Here is a 15740-nt window from a genome sequence, read left to right as displayed (position 1 = left end):
ACCATGATAAAAGCCCACACCCAAAACACCCACCTCAATGATTGCCAAATCATTTGCCATAAAAATCATGAATTAAATAGCAATACCATTGTGATTGGTATTGATGAGGTGGGTCGTGGCTCTTTATTTGGTCAAATGACGGTGGGGGCGGTAATTTTGGACAATCATCTGACGGGCGAATTTGGAAAAATAGATTTATCAAATACGTCATTTTCAATGATTAATGACAGTAAAAAATTATCTGAAAAAAAGCGAAATCAATTATTTGAACCCATCAAACAATATTGTCAAAGTTATGCCATCATTGATGTTCCTGCCTTTGTGATTGATGAGATTGATATTTATCAAGCAACTCTACTCGGCATGCGATTGGCAATTGAAAATTTAATCATTATCAATCAAATAAACCCAAATAACAATTTAAATATTTTAATTGATGGCAATGCTACGCCAATATTGTCTGATAATTTCAAAAATTTTCAAAAAAATATCCAAACATTAATTAAAGGTGATGGCATACATAGCAGTATTGCCTGTGCCGGTATATTGGCAAAAGTTTACCGTGATAACATCATGAATGAATATGCCAAACTCTACCCCAATTATCAGATTGACAAACATAAAGGCTATGCCAGTAAAGCCCATCGTGATGCGATTATGCAATATGGCATATTAAAAGAGCATCGTAAAAGTTTTAATCCCATGCGGACGATGATTGCAAATGGGCAGGGGGAGTTGTTTTGAATTGGAATATTAAATTTCCAAAAACTGTGCAGGGGTAATAATTTGAATATGATGATAAGGATTTAAGGACAATAAATCTTTATCGCCACTCACCAAATAAATTGCATTGCAAGTTAATGCCACTTCCAAAAACATATTATCTTTTGGGTCTCGGCAATCATTCACACGATAAGCTGGCTCAATAATTTTACTGACTTGAATAATAAATGCAATAAACTTATCTCTATCGGCAATATTTCTAAAAAAGCGTAAAAATTTATCTCTTGTTGCCACTTCCAAAAATTCATCTAAGGTTTTTTGTGAAGTGCAAATTGTATGGTCTTCCAACGCCTTTTTTAATACTTCGTGAATGATAGAATTTGGCGAAATCATTGCACTAATGAGTAAATTGGTATCAATAACAATTGGCGGTTTAATAAAAATATCAGGCATTGTTAGCTAACTTCTCTTGATAAACCAAATTTCGCTCTTCATCAATCATCGCCAATAAATCCGCCAATTCATCATCACTTGTGTATTCATTATTGTTGGCTCGCTCGTCCAAAAAAGCAATGAATTTTTTGGCGTGGTATTGGCGTAAAATCTCCATACCATCATCATAAGCCATCAACATCATCGTTGGCTTGTCTTGCTCGGTAATTATCACAGGCTCACGACTTTTGACAATGTTGGAAATCTCACCAAACTTGGTCTGCAAGCTCCCAGAAGTTACGGTTAGCATTGTGTTTTTCCTATATAAAAGGGTATTTTTTACTATTTTATAGAAAAATACCAAAAAATCAACCCCATTTTGGAGTTGATTCAGTAACTCAATACCCATTCTCAAAATACATCCTAAAATCCAACGATAATCGCATTTGGGCAAATTTTAATAGTGTTTCGTGAGCAATGGTTAATTGATATTCATCTGGCATACTTCCCGAAATATTAACCCAGCATTCTATATCCATATCATTCGCTGATGATAAAATATTGTCTTTATAAGGATATAATTCATCAGCCAAATGTTTAATTTTTTCATTTAAATTATTGCCCTTTAAGGCTTTATACTTAAATGATGAAAAATAAACACAAGACTTACCATTCACAAATCTTTTATCGCCAACATTAAAAGATTCATCATTGCTCATAAATCCAATTTTTTTTGCAATCTCATCAATTCTATATTGATAACTACTTACCATAAAACAAGCCTTTCTTTCGGTAATAATATCAGGCTCTTTATTAAAAATATGTTCATCTATGACAGTATTTGGATAATCATAATGCAATGGAAAATAATGTAATTTAGAACACATTATAAAATCCGCTTTTAATAATGCCAATGCTCTAATATCCTGCTCTTCTATAAAAAATCCGTGTGATAGACTGTCGGTTGAAGTATGATAAATCGCATAAACCGTGATTTTAAATTCTTTGGGCAATTTTAATAATTTACCCACAATTCTTTTAGATAATATATCTTTTGGCTTATTATCATCTAGAAACTCTGGGTAACGCAAACACATCGTTTGATATTGCAAATAACCATAACATTCATCATAATCGCCTTGATTATAGGCCTGAAACTCGGACAAATTATACTGCTCTTTAATTTCATGAGCGTTGCCATTACCTGTAATGGTTAAATAAAAATAAGTTTGTTCCATAAATTACTCCTAAATATCAGATTGATTTAACCAATCAGTTTTTCTTAAATCCTGCCGAGTTTGCCGTCTTTGTTTTTTACGGGCAAGAGCAACATCATCTTTATCGTGCAATCCGCCTTTTTGTAATAGCGGATTTAGGGCAAGATAATTTCTGGGTTTAATGGGTTTTTGCGACTGGGCGATTAGATTGGGATTTTTTTCTAATGCTTGCCCAAGTTTAATTAGGGATTTTTGCGTTTTCATAACTTATCCTTATACCAAATCATTGCGTTCTAATAATGTCTCAAATTTTGAGAAATCATTATTTTGAAGCATTTTTTCAATATCAAAAGATACCATTATCATTAAGCGATTGAGTGCATTTTTAACATCATCAAATGTTAAAAACCGCTTACCATAGGAATGCACAGAACTCAAATCAACATTGCCTTTTCTTGTGCGTTTTGTGTTTATAGATAAATCAACATCGTATTCCAAACGGATAATTTTGTCATTTTCTACAATTGTATAACTATAAACATACAAATTGATACCTTCATATTTTGAAATAATGCCATTATTTACAAAATTAAAATAAGCATTAAAGACATTATATTTAAAATAAAACTCCATTAGCATAAAATAATCGTCATTATTGGTATGCTCCAATTCATTGAGCCAATCCAAATCCACATCAAACAGATTATTTTTTATCATCAACCAACCATAAGGTACGGTTAATGACATCAGCCGATTGTCATTGAGTAAATTTTGTAAACTTTTCATAAATCACCATTTAAATTTTTTGACAAATTTTTTAAAGGCTCAACCATATCGCCTGTACCAATTAAGGTATATGCGTGATTGATGACAATTAACCATTGGTATTTTTTGGAAACAAAATAACATTCCGTAGGATAAAAACTTATCTCATCAAGCACTTTTTGAATGACTGACATTTTGCCTTCATAAAACCAAAGTTTACTATCATAAGCATAAGATACAATAAACCAAATTTTCTCATTGTCATCAATTAGCCCATTTAAATGCTCATAAGGGTCTGCCAATTTATCTATAAAATAAAACTCATTTTTAAAAGATTGCCAAATAATTGGTAATTTATTATAATGAGTTATTTTACAAAAATTTTTATAAATGTTATTTTGAATTTCACGCCAATTATCATAAGGCGATAACAAGCGAAATTCATCATCAGTTAATTGCAATTTAACTTTTAATTGAGATAATTCCGCTCGTATCTCGTCCCATTCTTTATGATTGGCTCGGCGTTTGCCATTGTCATTAACATAAGGATAGGTCATAACTCATCCCTTAATACACATCACTTGTCTTAATGTATGGACGACTTCTACCAAATCATTTTGATTTGCCATTACTTCATCAATGTCTTTATAAGCCATTGGGATTTCATCAATCACACCTTTATCTTTTCGGCATTCAATACCAACCGTTTGAGCCTTTAAATCATCAATGCTAAATGAGCGAATTGCCTTACCCCGACTTAATCGTCTGCCCGCCCCGTGCGAACAACTACAAAAACTCTCAGAATTGCCTTTGCCCTTAACAATATAGGACTTTGCTCCCATACTGCCTGGAATAATACCAAGTTCATCTTGATAAGCACGAATTGCCCCTTTACGAGTAACAAACACTTCTTTGCCAAAATGTGTTTCTATATTGACATAATTATGATGGCAATTAATGGCTTCTTTGGTGGGAACAAAATGGGGCAATTCATTTTTTAAAACATTTAAAATAAGTCGCATCATTTCACGCCGATTTTCAAAAGCATAATCTTGTGCCCAAGTTACTGCCATTACATAATCATTAAAATATTGTGAACCTTGGGCAAAATAAGCCAATTCTTTATCGGGCGGATAACCAAAACGGCTTTCATTTTCTTTTTTGGCAAGAGCAATAAAATATTCGCCAATACACGCCCCAATACCACGAGAGCCAGAATGGAGCATTATCCAAACATCATCATTTTCATCAATACAAAGTTCAATAAAATGATTGCCACCGCCCAAAGTACCCAATTGTTTTGCCCAAGTTCTATCAAAATTTTTGAGCATTTTTAATAAACCTTTGTGTTTATCGGTAATGACTTTTAGGCGTTTGGCTAATGGGTCAAGCGTACTCATTTTTACACTAATGGATTGATGTTGATTAAAGCCAACAGGCACTTTTTGTTCAATGGCGGTTCGCACTTTTGCCAAATTATCAGGCAATTGATTTGCCTTAATAGACAAACGAACAGCATTCATTCCACAGCCAATATCCACGCCCACCGCCGATGGAATAATGGCATCAACGGTTGGAATAACAGAACCAACCGTTGCTCCTTTACCAATATGGACATCGGGCATTACGGCAATATGAGAATGAACAAAGGGCAGTTGTGATAAAGTACGCAGTTGGCGTATGGCATCATCTTCAATATCATTGGTAAAAATTTTAACAGGTACGCCTTTACCGATTTTGGCATTTTTGTTTAAAGTTAATTGAATAGGCATAATAAAAAAATCTCTTTTTTGGTATTTGGGATTTTAAAAGAACATAAAAATCAATAGACAATAAAACCCCATTACCACAAATATTAAATTTTGGTATTTGAATAATTAAAGACAATACTCCCCCAATCATTTTTAATCATAAAAATGACATGAATAAATGAATTAGAAAAGTAAAACCGAAAAGGACTGTAAAAATGAAATCTGGGCAATAAAAAACGGCGCAAGCCTTAACAATAAAGGCTTTCACCGTCTGAAAGTGGGTGTGAAATTAAATAAAAATCACAGACGAATTGCCCAAACAGTCAAAACGGTTTGTCTTGTTAGTGTGTAAGAAAATACAGACATCTTTTACTCCTATTGCTGTTTGGGTGAATGGAATGCACAAACGTGCGTGAATGTGCATATAATAAATGTTTAAAATAAAAAGTCAAGGATTTTTTTATAAAGTGAGCGATTTTTATAAATGAAAATAAGTTATAAAAATATATCAATAAATAACTTATTTTTATAACTAGTTATCATAAAGAGCATGGGCAATCTCTACCGCCCTATCCTCATCAAAGCCATTTAGGGCATTGATCATCATTATTTTTTCATAATGCCAAATATCATTTTGTTGAATGCTGGCTAATTTAATCATTTGTTTATCCAATAAATACGCCCTTTGTGCCCCTTCTAAAAGTGGTGTATTGGGGGTGTACCAATGATTATTTTTAAAAAATAATAAATTGCCAATGGAACAATCAGTAACAAAACCATTTTTGATAATAATAACTTCATCGCAATTGCCTTTTTGCGACAAAAGAGAAGTTAATACACTTCTATCATCGTATTTATAAGCATAGTCAATCTTATTGTATTCTATCAATTTAAAAGAGGTGATGGGCTTTGGTGTATAGTCAAAATATGCCACTTTTATATCATCGTTATTATAAGTAACACGACAACGAATTAACTGATTATCCTTAAAATGACTGGGAATGTCAATTAAACTGGCAATATCATCAATCATTGTTTGGCGATTTAAAAGAATTTGCCCCTGTTTAAAGCGTTTATTATGATAAACCAAATTTAAAATTTGTCCGTTTTTAATAGCTAGGGTTTCAAATAAAGTTGTCATTTTTTAATCCACCCAATTTCTTTGGCGGTTAATTCACCTACCACGGTTTGTTTTAATTCTCGTGCCATTTCAAATTTATCTTGACTGATAGGAATATGCACTGCCATCAATTCAGCTTGTTTTTGCGGTAAAACAGGGTTTTGGCTAGGATTGGCATACCCTTGTGGATATAAGGGAATGCCTGTTTTTAAATCATATTTATCCGTTGCCCCAAATCCGTGCAAAGATTCGTGGGCGATGACAACATTATTGTTGGCAGTTTTTTTATCCGTGCCAAACAAGTTTACCACCCCAATACGACCGTTTTGTAGGGCGGTGGAAGTTTCTGTTAAAATATGCTTATTTGGGCTATGATACTGCAAATAAAGTGTCAAATCAGGCTTAAAGGGTGTATCTGGTTTGTGTTTAAAATGATAATAGCGAAATTTTAAACTCCAAATAATCGCATCCATAATACCGCCATTTCTAGGTACAGCAGGCGGAATTTCTTTAACCTGTTCTCCAAAGCGATAATAAATTGTTACCGATTGATGATAGCGTTTGGCTTGCTCTTTGATATAGTCATTGATTTGGGCAAACTCTTTTTCATTTAAAGTATTGATATAAGTTTGTACCTTATCATCATTATCCATATTGATGGGAAATAAATAGACATAAGTTGCCTTTTGCCAATTGTGATTTTTATCATCAAAGGCATTAACCGCCACAATCAAAAGAATACACAGCAGGATTAAAATACGGATATTTTTAAACATAAATTTTAAACATCAATCCATTAAGCATAGACCGCCCGAATAAGCCCATTGATGATTTGACGGTCTTTATTTGTTTTTGGCAAATTAACCAAAATATCAATGACATCATCATCAAATAATGCTGTAATTTCTTTATATTTTGGAAAATTTTCTTGACCTTTGACTTTATTGGCTTGATACCTTTTTAATACATCTGGCATTACATTATCTTGGGCAGTTACCACAAATTCAGCCACTTCAATTTCTTTTATGGGTTTATCTTGCATTTTGATACTCCTTAATTTGTGTGTGAGCAGGTTTAAATACAGTGATGATAGTAATTTCATCATCAGAAGTTTGTACCCAAGCGACTACCAATAATCTGCCTTCATTAGACATACCAACTGTACGCATACGAAGTTCATCATAATCAAAGCGACTATCGATATTAGTTAGTTGATAAGGGTCATCAAATATCGAAATAACCTCATCAAAACTCACCTCTCTATTATCATACACCAATTTAAATTTATTGTCATTCCAATAAAAGTAAATTCCGTGTTTAAATATCGTTGGCATTACTTTCTCTTTTTTTCTCGTTTCTTAAACTCAGCAATGCGTTTTTTCTCTCGCATTGCACGGGCTTTATTTTTGACTTTGGGATTTTTTTTGTCTTTATAGGGGTTGTCATTTTGTTTAAACTCAATTTGCAAAGGCGTGCCTTCTAATTGAAAAATATTACGATAAATATTTTCCAAATAGCGTTGATAAGACTTTGGCAAGGCGGAAGTTTGATTACCGTGAATGACAATCACAGGCGGATTATGACCGCCCAGATGAGCATATCTTAGCTTGATACGGCGACCACCGACCATTGGCGGTTGGTGGTTTTCCACCGCATCTTGGAGAATTTGCGTCAAGCGAGAGGTTGAAACCTTAAACATTGAGGCATCATAGGCTTTGTGAATGGACGGGTACAAATTACCTACGCCATTGCCATACAAGGCAGAGATGAGATGGATTTTGACATAAGGCACAAAGTTAAAACGGCGGTCAATCTCAGCTTTGATGACCTTTTTTTGTTCATCATTTAAGCCGTCCCATTTGTTGATGGCAATCACAATCGCCCGCCCAGCATCAAGAGCATAGCCTAGCATATGCAAATCTTGATCCACAATGCCCTCGTGAGCATCAATCACCAACACCACCACATTGGCGTCTTTGATGGCTTGTAAGGTCTTGATAACACTAAATTTTTCCACCTTTTCATCAATACGACCACGACGGCGAACCCCTGCGGTGTCAATCAGCGTATAAGACCTGCCCTCTCGTTCAAAAGGAATATAAATGCTATCCCTTGTTGTACCGGGCATATCAAAGACCACCACCCGCTCCTCGCCCAAAAGACGGTTGACCAGCGTGGATTTGCCGACATTGGGTCTGCCGATGATGGCAAGTTTTAGGCTACTCTCATCAGGCTCATCAAGTGCTTCGTCCTCACTCATATCGGCGGTGATGACTTCTAGAAGGCTGGTTACGCCCTTGCCGTGACTTGCCGAAGTAGGATACGGCTCACCCAAACCTAAGGAGAAAAATTCGGCAATACCAGCTTCGTGAACACCGTCTGTTTTATTGGCGACAAGGTACACTTGTTTACCAAGCGAATGCAAAAAGCGAGCGATTTCCTCATCGCTTGGCGTAATACCTGCTCGTGCATCCACTACAAACACCACACGGTCTGCCTCGTGAATGGCGGTGTAGGACTGGCTTGCCATATAATCATCAATGCTACCTGTGCCGTCATCAGCCTCGCCAATACCACCTGTGTCAATGACAATAAAGGATTTGTTTTCAAAAAACACATCGCCATACTGACGGTCTCGTGTCAATCCAGCAAGGTCAGCAACTAAGGCTTGGCGAGATTTGGTAAATTGGTTAAACAGGGTGGATTTGCCAACATTGGGGCGACCGATAAGGGCAATAACGGGTTTTAAACTCATTTTTTAATACTCTTTTTTAAATTTTTTAAGAATGTTATTAATAACAATCCCAATGAAAAACAAGTTTGGAAAAGTCTTTGTTTTTTAAATCATTGGGGTGAATAAAAAAGTTGGCAACACCGCCATCTCGCCATTCAATATCTCTCTCATCAAAATAATATTTTGTCTCTAATTGAAATAAAGAAATATACGCTTGCATTTCTTTTGTATAATTTCTAAAATCAGTTTGCACAAAATTTGGATAACCCAACACCTGACTATTTTGACTAACGACACAATTATAATATTGCTCCATACTGTCATCGGGATTATCAATACCAATACTTAATAAATATTCATACATATCAGAATTTAAAATTTCTGGAAAATCTTTTTGCAATAATAACTTGTACTCAAAACAATTTAGATGACAAAATTGTTCATATAAATCAAAATCCATAAAATATTGAAATTCCTTATTATTGAAAGGCAAATCTATAAAGTTTTCTTTAAGTTTTTGAATTACATCATTTAAGAGAATTTCATTGATTGGCAATTTACAATCTTGCCAAAAACGCACTTGATAATTATTGCTCGGATAATAATTATCAAAATTTTCCAAACCATAAAACTTTGTATTTCCAATATAAACCTGCAAAATCCCCTTATTCGGTAATTTATAAGCCAATTGGCTAATATCCACTTCATTGGCTAATTGCTCAAAGTTTAATTGAAATAATAATGCTAAGGGTTCGCCTTGTTCATTGGTGGGATAAGACTCGCCCATTGGCAAATAACCAATGCCACCAATTTTGCTTAATGTATCCGCTTGCCAAGTATTGTCGCTGGCGGTTAAATTGACCTTGACAACTTGTCTTTTGGAAAGTTCAAGCAGGGTTTGTAGGGGTTTGGGCAAATCAGCGATATTCATGGCTATCTCTATGACAAACAATTACAACTGTTTACTAATTACATCTAATATCTGGCTGTCTATTCTAGCACAACCACCCCCCAAAATAAATCACATTTACAAAAGTGGGATTTTTTCTTATAATCTATGACACTTTATTGTCATACCATACTTGACAATTTATATGATAATGAGTATTATTATCATTTTAAATTTGGACAATATCCATGAAAATCAAAATTTTGACCGTAACCTTTACTCTCATGCTTGCTGGCTGTGGTGGCGAATCTAGTACCCAACCTACCCCAAGTCCTACCAATGACAAACTGGTTATTGCCACCACCTTTACTGTCATTGCCGACATTGCCCAAAATGTGGCAGGCGACAAAGCCGAAGTGGTCTCCATCACCAAAGCAGGGGCGGAGATTCACGACTATGAGCCAACCCCCCAAGACATTGCACGAGTGCAAAACGCAGGGCTGATTTTGCACAATGGGCTAAACTTAGAACGCTGGTTTGACAAATTTTATGAAAACGCCAAAAATGTCCCAAGTGCCACCGTAACAGACGGTATCACGCCCTTGCCGATTACCGAAGGGGCGTACAAGGATTTGCCCAATCCGCACGCTTGGATGTCGCCTTCTAATGGCTTGATTTATGTAGAAAATATCAAAAATGCTCTGATTAAGGTAGACCCTGCCAATGCCGACACTTATACCAAAAACGCCCAAGATTATGCCCAAAAAATCAAGGACTTAGACACGCCTTTGCGTGAAAAACTTAGCAAAATCCCCCAAGAATATCGCTGGCTGGTTACCAGTGAAGGGGCGTTTAGTTATTTGGCAAAAGATTATGGGCTACAAGAGGTCTATATTTGGGCGGTCAATGCCGAACAACAAGGCACGCCCAAGCAAGTCAAGGCGGTCATTGATACGGTCAAAGCCAACAAAATCCCTGTGGTGTTTAGCGAAAGCACGATTAGCGACAAGCCGATGAAACAAGTCGCCACCGAGACGGGTTCAAAATATGGCGGTGTTTTGTATGTGGATAGTCTTTCTGAAAGCGGTGGCAAAGTGCCAACTTATTTGGATTTGTTAAATGTGACAGTCGGAACGATTGCCGATGGGTTTGAGAGTGCGACAAAATAACCGTCATTACGCCAAAATGGGCGTAGGGGCGAATTTTAAGTTCGCCCTTTTTATGATAAAATTATCCCAATAGCTACTTTAAATTGGTTTTGAAAAATGGAATGGGTAAATCCGATTAAAGACATTTGTTTGGTTTTGTTGTTGGAGCTTATCGTTAATTGGTCTTATTATAAAAAGCCCCTGCGTTTGATTTGAGTAAAAAAAAGCGATGTTTATTTTAAAAGTCATTGGCATAAAAAGTTTCATTATACAATAAATATGTTATTTGCGATGATGGCGATTTTGGTGATTATTCAATGGGTTTTCTTTTGAGATTAAAAATAAAACCAATCGTTATTTTGTCAATGGATTAAAATATGAAAAATAAAATAGAGTATTTTGTTTTGCTATCGCCGTTGATTTTCTTTATTGGCTATTTTATTTATCACAACAAATCAGTATCGGTTGATGTGATTGGTAATTTTTTGTTTGGTTTATTTATTCCGTTTATTATAATCTTTCTTGGGATTGAAGGTGTGAGTCTTGTCATAGTTGGTATATTAATAACAATGGCTGTCATTGCCTTTTTGGTTAGAAAATGTAAGTATAAATTTTGGATATGGTCTGCTATTGGTTGGAGTTATCTTTATTTGTGCTTTTGGTGTGGGGAGTGGGTAGCAGGAGTTTAAATGATAAAACGCAGTATTGAATATTTGATAGCATTATCATCTTGGATTTATTATATTGGTTTTGGGTTTTATCAATATTTGGTATCAGAAATTTCATTATTGGATACCTTAGCAGGATTGTTTGTTAGTGTATTTGCCCCCTTTTTCTTGCTAGAAACAGGCATTATTGCATTAATCGCAATGATTGCAACGCTACTTATTTATTTGACAAATTGGCGATATAAATTTTGGCTCATTGGCATCTTGCAATGGCTGTATGTGAAAAGCGTATTTTTGACAATAACTGCACTTGCCAGTGTTTGATTTTGTCCAAACACTTTAAAAAAACGATTGATTTTTTCAATCAAAAATCCTTACAAAAATCACTTTAAAAAATGCTTATTATCTTTTAAAATAAATGCCCCAATCCAATAATGGAATTAAAGTTTACCCTATGACCACCGCCAGTATCAGCGTTGCCAATGTCTCTGTCCGCTATCCCAACGGACACACCGCCCTAAACGATGTCAATTTTGACCTAACTGGGGGGACGATTTGTGCCTTGGTGGGGGTCAATGGCTCTGGCAAATCCACGCTGTTTAAGTCCATTATGGGGCTGGTTACGCCCACAACAGGGCAAATCAAATTGTGCAATTTGCCCATCAAAAAAGCCCTAAAACAAAACCTTGTCGCCTATGTTCCCCAAGCCGAAGAAGTGGATTGGCAATTTCCTGTGTCGGTCTTAGATGTAGTGATGATGGGGCGTTATGGCTATATGAATTTTTTAAGAATCCCCAAACAAGCCGACAAAGACAAAGTGCGTGAGGCGATGGCACGAGTGGGCATTGAAAGTTTGGCAAATCGCCAAATCAGCGAGTTGTCTGGTGGTCAAAAAAAGCGGGTGTTTTTGGCTCGTTCGCTTGCCCAAGAAAGCAAAATTATCCTGCTTGATGAGCCGTTTACAGGGGTTGATGTCAAGACCGAACAGGCGATTATGACCCTTTTGTTAGAATTAAAAGCAAGTGGACATTTGGTCTTAATCTCCACGCACAACTTAGGCACAATCCCTGAATTTTGTGACCAAGTGGTGATGATAAACCGCACCGTTTTGGCGGTGGGCGATACACAAAGCACCTTTACCCAAGAGAATTTGGCAATGGTGTTTGGTGGGGTTTTGCGTCAAATCCGTATTGGTGGGCGTGATTTACACGATGATGACGATACCAGAAGCGTGACCATTTTGGCGGACGATGAAGTGCCTGCGGTGTTTTATGGCAATGATAATTGCGATGCCAGTTGCCAAGACGAGATTGCCAAAAAGAATATGAGCAAAAATTACCACAGAGCCAGCCCCAAACAGCACCTGCAAGCCCCCATCATCTACAACCCCAAAACCCTACAAAACGAACCAAGTCCTAAGAAAAATGGGGAAGATGGCGATGATTGAACTACTCTTTGAACCCTTTTCTTATGACTATATGAACACGGCAATGGTGATGAGTGCAACCGTTGGTGGGGTGTGTGCGTTTTTGTCGTGTTTTTTGATGTTAAAGGGCTGGTCATTGATTGGCGATGCCCTTTCGCACGCCGTTGTGCCGGGGGTGGCGATTGCTTATGCACTTGGATTACCCTTTGCGGTGGGGGCGTTTTTGTCAGGGTTTTTGGCGACTTTGGCAATTCTTTGGATAAAATCCATCACCGCCCTAAAAGAAGATGCGGTCATTGGCTTTATTTTTACTTTCTTTTTTGCCTTAGGCTTGTTTATCATTTCGCTAAACCCTACGGCGGTCAATGTGCAAGAGATTATTTTTGGTAATATTTTGGGTATTGCAAGTGCTGATGTTTGGCAAGTGGGCGTGGTAATGGCGGTGGCTTTGGGGTTTTTGTTGGTGTTTTTTAAAGACTTGACTTTGACCTTTTTTGATGAAGTGCAAGCGGTGGCAAGCGGACTAAATCCCAAAGTCTTAAAGGTGTTATTTTTTAGTTTGCTTTCGGCGTGCGTGGTGGCAAGTTTGCAAACGGTGGGGGCGATTTTGGTCATCTCAATGGTGGTAACCCCTGGGGCAACCGCCTATCAGCTCTCCGACAAATTTTCACAAATCATCAAAATCGCCATCGCCATTGGCGTGGTAACTGGCGGACTGGGTGTTTATTTGTCCTATTTTCTTGATGGGGCGACAGGTGGGGTGATTGTGTCTTTGCAGGGGATTTTGTTTATTTTGGCGTTTTTGTTTTCAGGGAAGTTTGGGTATTTGAGAAATAGGGGGAAGGTGGAATAGTGCAACAGGTTGTTGCAAAATTTAAAAGTTTTGATTTTTAAAATGAAAGTGAATTTTGCAGGGAATGCTTGTAAAATTAAAACCAATATTTGACACCGCCGTGTCTAGAACAAACACCACGCTTACCCAAACTGTAACTATAAGTACCGTCCCAACATTGAGCAGTAGGCTCTTTGCTATATCCATAATGCTCTGATGAATAGTATTTGTTTGTATTGGTGTATTGTTGTTGGGGGATTTGAATTTGATTTGCTTGTACTTTGCTTAAATCTATTGGATTTTTTAATATAATTAACCTGCTACGCAAATCAAATGGACTGTTTTTATTATTGGGGTCTAATTTATCCAACCAAAATAATGCCAACTCATTATTTTCGGTAAATCCCCATAAGCCGTCATCATATACCACACCCACTTTATAAATAGCTTGTTTATTTCCTTGTTCGGCTAATTTTGTGTACCAATACATTGCGTCTTGATAACTTTGAGTAATACCATTGCCATTTTCAAAATTTTGAGCCAATCTATGTTGGGATAAACTGTCGCCCTGTAACGATGCTTGATAATACCAATAATTGGCATTTTGCAAATTGACCTGTATTCCTATGCCGTTTTCATAAATATTGGCAATAGTAAATTGGCAATCCATATCCCCTTGTTTGGCGGCTTGTTCATACCAATAGGCAGAAGTGTGCAAATTTTTGCCATTATTATTTGAAAAAAATAAATCTGCACCACGACTATAAAGTCTCGCCAGTTCTTTTTGTGATGATAATTCTCCTTGAACGGCTTTTTTATAATGGTGGCTTAATTGATGATTGAAGTTTTTCATTAATTTACGATTGTGGTTGTCTGTCCATAGATAACCACAAATTATTATCATAAAAACAAAGAGAAAGAATTTATCCATAATTGATTTATTGTTTTACCCAAGAACATACGGTATTTAATTCCTTTTCTGTTATTGTATCGGGAACAACTTTTTTCCAGTCATTTGGAACAAAATCACTTTTTAACAGATTGTTGTTTCTCACAATAAAGTCTAATGAATTTGGAGTAATTAAGTGTCCATTCTTATCATAAGCAGACATATATCCAGTAGCAACAGAGCGTTTATTGCAATCAAAGTAAATTATGGACTTAAACTGATATACTTCCATTTCGTATCTTGGAATTCCAAAAAATGGTTTTTGGTATCTTGTATTTACCCATACAGAAATATATGGACTTCCATTAGGTATTTTCTTAATTAAAATACTGTCTTTATCAATATAACTATGAATAGTTCCGTATACCATTTCATTGTTTTGGGTCATTCCCAAGAAACTTCTGTTATCTTGACCGATATATACCCAATTTACCGCCATTGCCATTTGACTGCTTGCCAATAACATACTTGCTAATATTAACTTCTTCATTTTAATATCCTGTTATCTAACTTGAATTAACTTGCCATTATTAAATTTTAGTTTAACCAATGCTTTATGAGATGGACAACAATCAGGGTCTTCGTGTTCTATATAAGATAAAGTATTGGCATAAATAATGCCGTTTTTGACAGTCAAGTCTCCTGTTAATCCTAATGTATAAGCAGAAGCATATTTATAATTACCATTGCCAGTGTTTAAAAATACCGCTACATCAAAAACATTGGTTGTCATATGACACGATTGTTTTTCGCAATAATACAATGCAACCACTGCATCTTTTTTGCCGTCTTTATTTATGTCAGCATAATGGATTTTTTTGTTGGCTAAATGGTATTTGTAACCTGTTGTTTTGGCGTCTTCTTTGTTTAAAAATTGTGTCGCCTTTTTTGCTTCTTGATTGATAAGCGTGTTTAGATTGTTTGCATTTGCTAATGCTGGAACACTAAGTACTATTAGAGCAATCAGGGTGTGATAAATTTTCATAAAATACTTCCGTTTTGGTTTGCCAAATAATTTCCCCTATGGTACAATAATTTTACAAATCTTTAAACCAACTCCCACTCCCCATTTGCCAACTGCCAGTA

22 protein-coding genes are annotated in these 15740 nt (G+C 36.0%); 6 read left to right on the top strand and 16 right to left on the bottom strand.

Translation table 11 applies throughout. The features are described 5' to 3' along the window. Positions 1-3: 3 nt before the first annotated feature. On the top strand, positions 4-744 hold the full coding sequence (gene rnhB, locus MOB01S_RS03170; protein ID WP_066801543.1) for a ribonuclease HII: 741 nt from the start codon (positions 4-6) through the stop codon (positions 742-744). A gap of 9 nt (positions 745-753) precedes the next feature. Here the strand turns inward: rnhB and MOB01S_RS03165 are convergent, their stop codons facing one another. From MOB01S_RS03165 to MOB01S_RS03105, 13 genes are all read right to left on the bottom strand, one after another. Further along, positions 754-1176 (bottom strand): putative toxin-antitoxin system toxin component, PIN family, encoded by a 423-nt coding sequence (locus MOB01S_RS03165; RefSeq protein ID WP_066801541.1) that lies wholly within the window; start codon positions 1174-1176, stop codon positions 754-756. Next, on the bottom strand, positions 1169-1465 hold the full coding sequence (locus tag MOB01S_RS03160; protein WP_066801539.1) for a type II toxin-antitoxin system Phd/YefM family antitoxin: 297 nt from the start codon (positions 1463-1465) through the stop codon (positions 1169-1171). Before MOB01S_RS03160 ends, MOB01S_RS03165 begins: the two co-directional genes overlap by 8 nt. Positions 1466-1553: 88 nt before the next feature. Next, on the bottom strand, positions 1554-2393 hold the full coding sequence (locus tag MOB01S_RS03155; RefSeq protein WP_066801536.1) for a DUF4279 domain-containing protein: 840 nt from the start codon (positions 2391-2393) through the stop codon (positions 1554-1556). A gap of 9 nt (positions 2394-2402) precedes the next feature. After that, positions 2403-2636: a hypothetical protein gene (locus MOB01S_RS03150; protein WP_066801533.1), complete on the bottom strand. Its 234-nt coding sequence runs from the start codon at positions 2634-2636 to the stop codon at positions 2403-2405. Between the two features lie 9 nt (positions 2637-2645). After that, on the bottom strand, positions 2646-3158 hold the full coding sequence (locus tag MOB01S_RS03145) for a hypothetical protein (RefSeq protein WP_066801530.1): 513 nt from the start codon (positions 3156-3158) through the stop codon (positions 2646-2648). After that, a complete protein-coding gene (locus tag MOB01S_RS03140) occupies positions 3155-3694 on the bottom strand; it encodes a DUF6756 family protein (protein ID WP_066801527.1) in 540 nt (179 codons plus the stop codon). Before MOB01S_RS03140 ends, MOB01S_RS03145 begins: the two co-directional genes overlap by 4 nt. A gap of 3 nt (positions 3695-3697) precedes the next feature. Next, on the bottom strand, positions 3698-4909 hold the full coding sequence (locus MOB01S_RS03135; RefSeq protein WP_066801524.1) for an RtcB family protein: 1212 nt from the start codon (positions 4907-4909) through the stop codon (positions 3698-3700). 511 nt (positions 4910-5420) lie between these two features. Next, positions 5421-6029, bottom strand: a complete 609-nt coding sequence (locus tag MOB01S_RS03130; RefSeq protein ID WP_066801521.1) for an aminotransferase class IV family protein — start codon at positions 6027-6029, stop codon at positions 5421-5423. After that, positions 6026-6784 (bottom strand): hypothetical protein, encoded by a 759-nt coding sequence (locus MOB01S_RS03125; protein WP_066801518.1) that lies wholly within the window; start codon positions 6782-6784, stop codon positions 6026-6028. Before MOB01S_RS03125 ends, MOB01S_RS03130 begins: the two co-directional genes overlap by 4 nt. A 20-nt stretch (positions 6785-6804) precedes the next feature. Further along, positions 6805-7050 carry a hypothetical protein gene (locus MOB01S_RS03120; protein ID WP_066801515.1) on the bottom strand — a complete coding sequence of 82 codons (246 nt, stop codon included), beginning with the start codon at positions 7048-7050 and terminating at the stop codon, positions 6805-6807. Further along, positions 7040-7342 carry a BrnT family toxin gene (locus MOB01S_RS03115; protein WP_066801511.1) on the bottom strand — a complete coding sequence of 101 codons (303 nt, stop codon included), beginning with the start codon at positions 7340-7342 and terminating at the stop codon, positions 7040-7042. Before MOB01S_RS03115 ends, MOB01S_RS03120 begins: the two co-directional genes overlap by 11 nt. Further along, positions 7342-8763 (bottom strand): ribosome biogenesis GTPase Der, encoded by a 1422-nt coding sequence (gene der / locus MOB01S_RS03110; protein ID WP_066801508.1) that lies wholly within the window; start codon positions 8761-8763, stop codon positions 7342-7344. Before der ends, MOB01S_RS03115 begins: the two co-directional genes overlap by 1 nt. A gap of 37 nt (positions 8764-8800) precedes the next feature. Beyond that, entirely contained in the window at positions 8801-9673 is an 873-nt protein-coding gene (locus MOB01S_RS03105) for a YwqG family protein (protein WP_066801505.1), read from the bottom strand. A 206-nt stretch (positions 9674-9879) separates the two neighbouring features. Between MOB01S_RS03105 and MOB01S_RS03100 the strand changes: the two genes are divergently transcribed. From MOB01S_RS03100 to MOB01S_RS03080, 5 genes are all read left to right on the top strand, one after another. After that, positions 9880-10800 (top strand): metal ABC transporter substrate-binding protein, encoded by a 921-nt coding sequence (locus MOB01S_RS03100; RefSeq protein WP_066801503.1) that lies wholly within the window; start codon positions 9880-9882, stop codon positions 10798-10800. Positions 10801-11156: 356 nt separating this feature from the next. Further along, positions 11157-11468: a hypothetical protein gene (locus tag MOB01S_RS03095; protein ID WP_066801495.1), complete on the top strand. Its 312-nt coding sequence runs from the start codon at positions 11157-11159 to the stop codon at positions 11466-11468. After that, positions 11469-11771 carry a hypothetical protein gene (locus MOB01S_RS03090; RefSeq protein WP_066801494.1) on the top strand — a complete coding sequence of 101 codons (303 nt, stop codon included), beginning with the start codon at positions 11469-11471 and terminating at the stop codon, positions 11769-11771. Positions 11772-11901: 130 nt separating this feature from the next. Beyond that, the gene (locus MOB01S_RS03085; RefSeq protein WP_084349597.1) at positions 11902-12894 is read left to right on the top strand and encodes a metal ABC transporter ATP-binding protein; all 993 of its coding nucleotides are present in this window, start codon (positions 11902-11904) and stop codon (positions 12892-12894) included. Beyond that, positions 12887-13726: a metal ABC transporter permease gene (locus MOB01S_RS03080; RefSeq protein WP_066801492.1), complete on the top strand. Its 840-nt coding sequence runs from the start codon at positions 12887-12889 to the stop codon at positions 13724-13726. The genes MOB01S_RS03085 and MOB01S_RS03080 overlap by 8 nt, the downstream gene beginning before the upstream one ends. 76 nt (positions 13727-13802) lie before the next feature. Here MOB01S_RS03080 and MOB01S_RS03075 read toward each other — a convergent pair whose 3' ends face one another. From MOB01S_RS03075 to MOB01S_RS03065, 3 genes are all read right to left on the bottom strand, one after another. Next, positions 13803-14558, bottom strand: coding sequence for a DUF3761 domain-containing protein (locus tag MOB01S_RS03075; protein ID WP_066801490.1), 756 nt, complete (start codon positions 14556-14558; stop codon positions 13803-13805). Positions 14559-14643: 85 nt separating this feature from the next. Next, on the bottom strand, positions 14644-15144 hold the full coding sequence (locus MOB01S_RS03070; RefSeq protein ID WP_066801487.1) for a surface-adhesin E family protein: 501 nt from the start codon (positions 15142-15144) through the stop codon (positions 14644-14646). 12 nt (positions 15145-15156) lie between these two features. After that, the gene (locus MOB01S_RS03065; RefSeq protein ID WP_066801484.1) at positions 15157-15639 is read right to left on the bottom strand and encodes a VCBS repeat-containing protein; all 483 of its coding nucleotides are present in this window, start codon (positions 15637-15639) and stop codon (positions 15157-15159) included. Positions 15640-15740: the final 101 nt, after the last annotated feature.

The organism is Moraxella oblonga NBRC 102422, assembly GCF_001598275.1.
GTDB lineage: Bacteria > Pseudomonadota > Gammaproteobacteria > Pseudomonadales > Moraxellaceae > Moraxella > Moraxella oblonga.
This window is presented reverse-complemented; position numbering and strand designations above follow the sequence as displayed.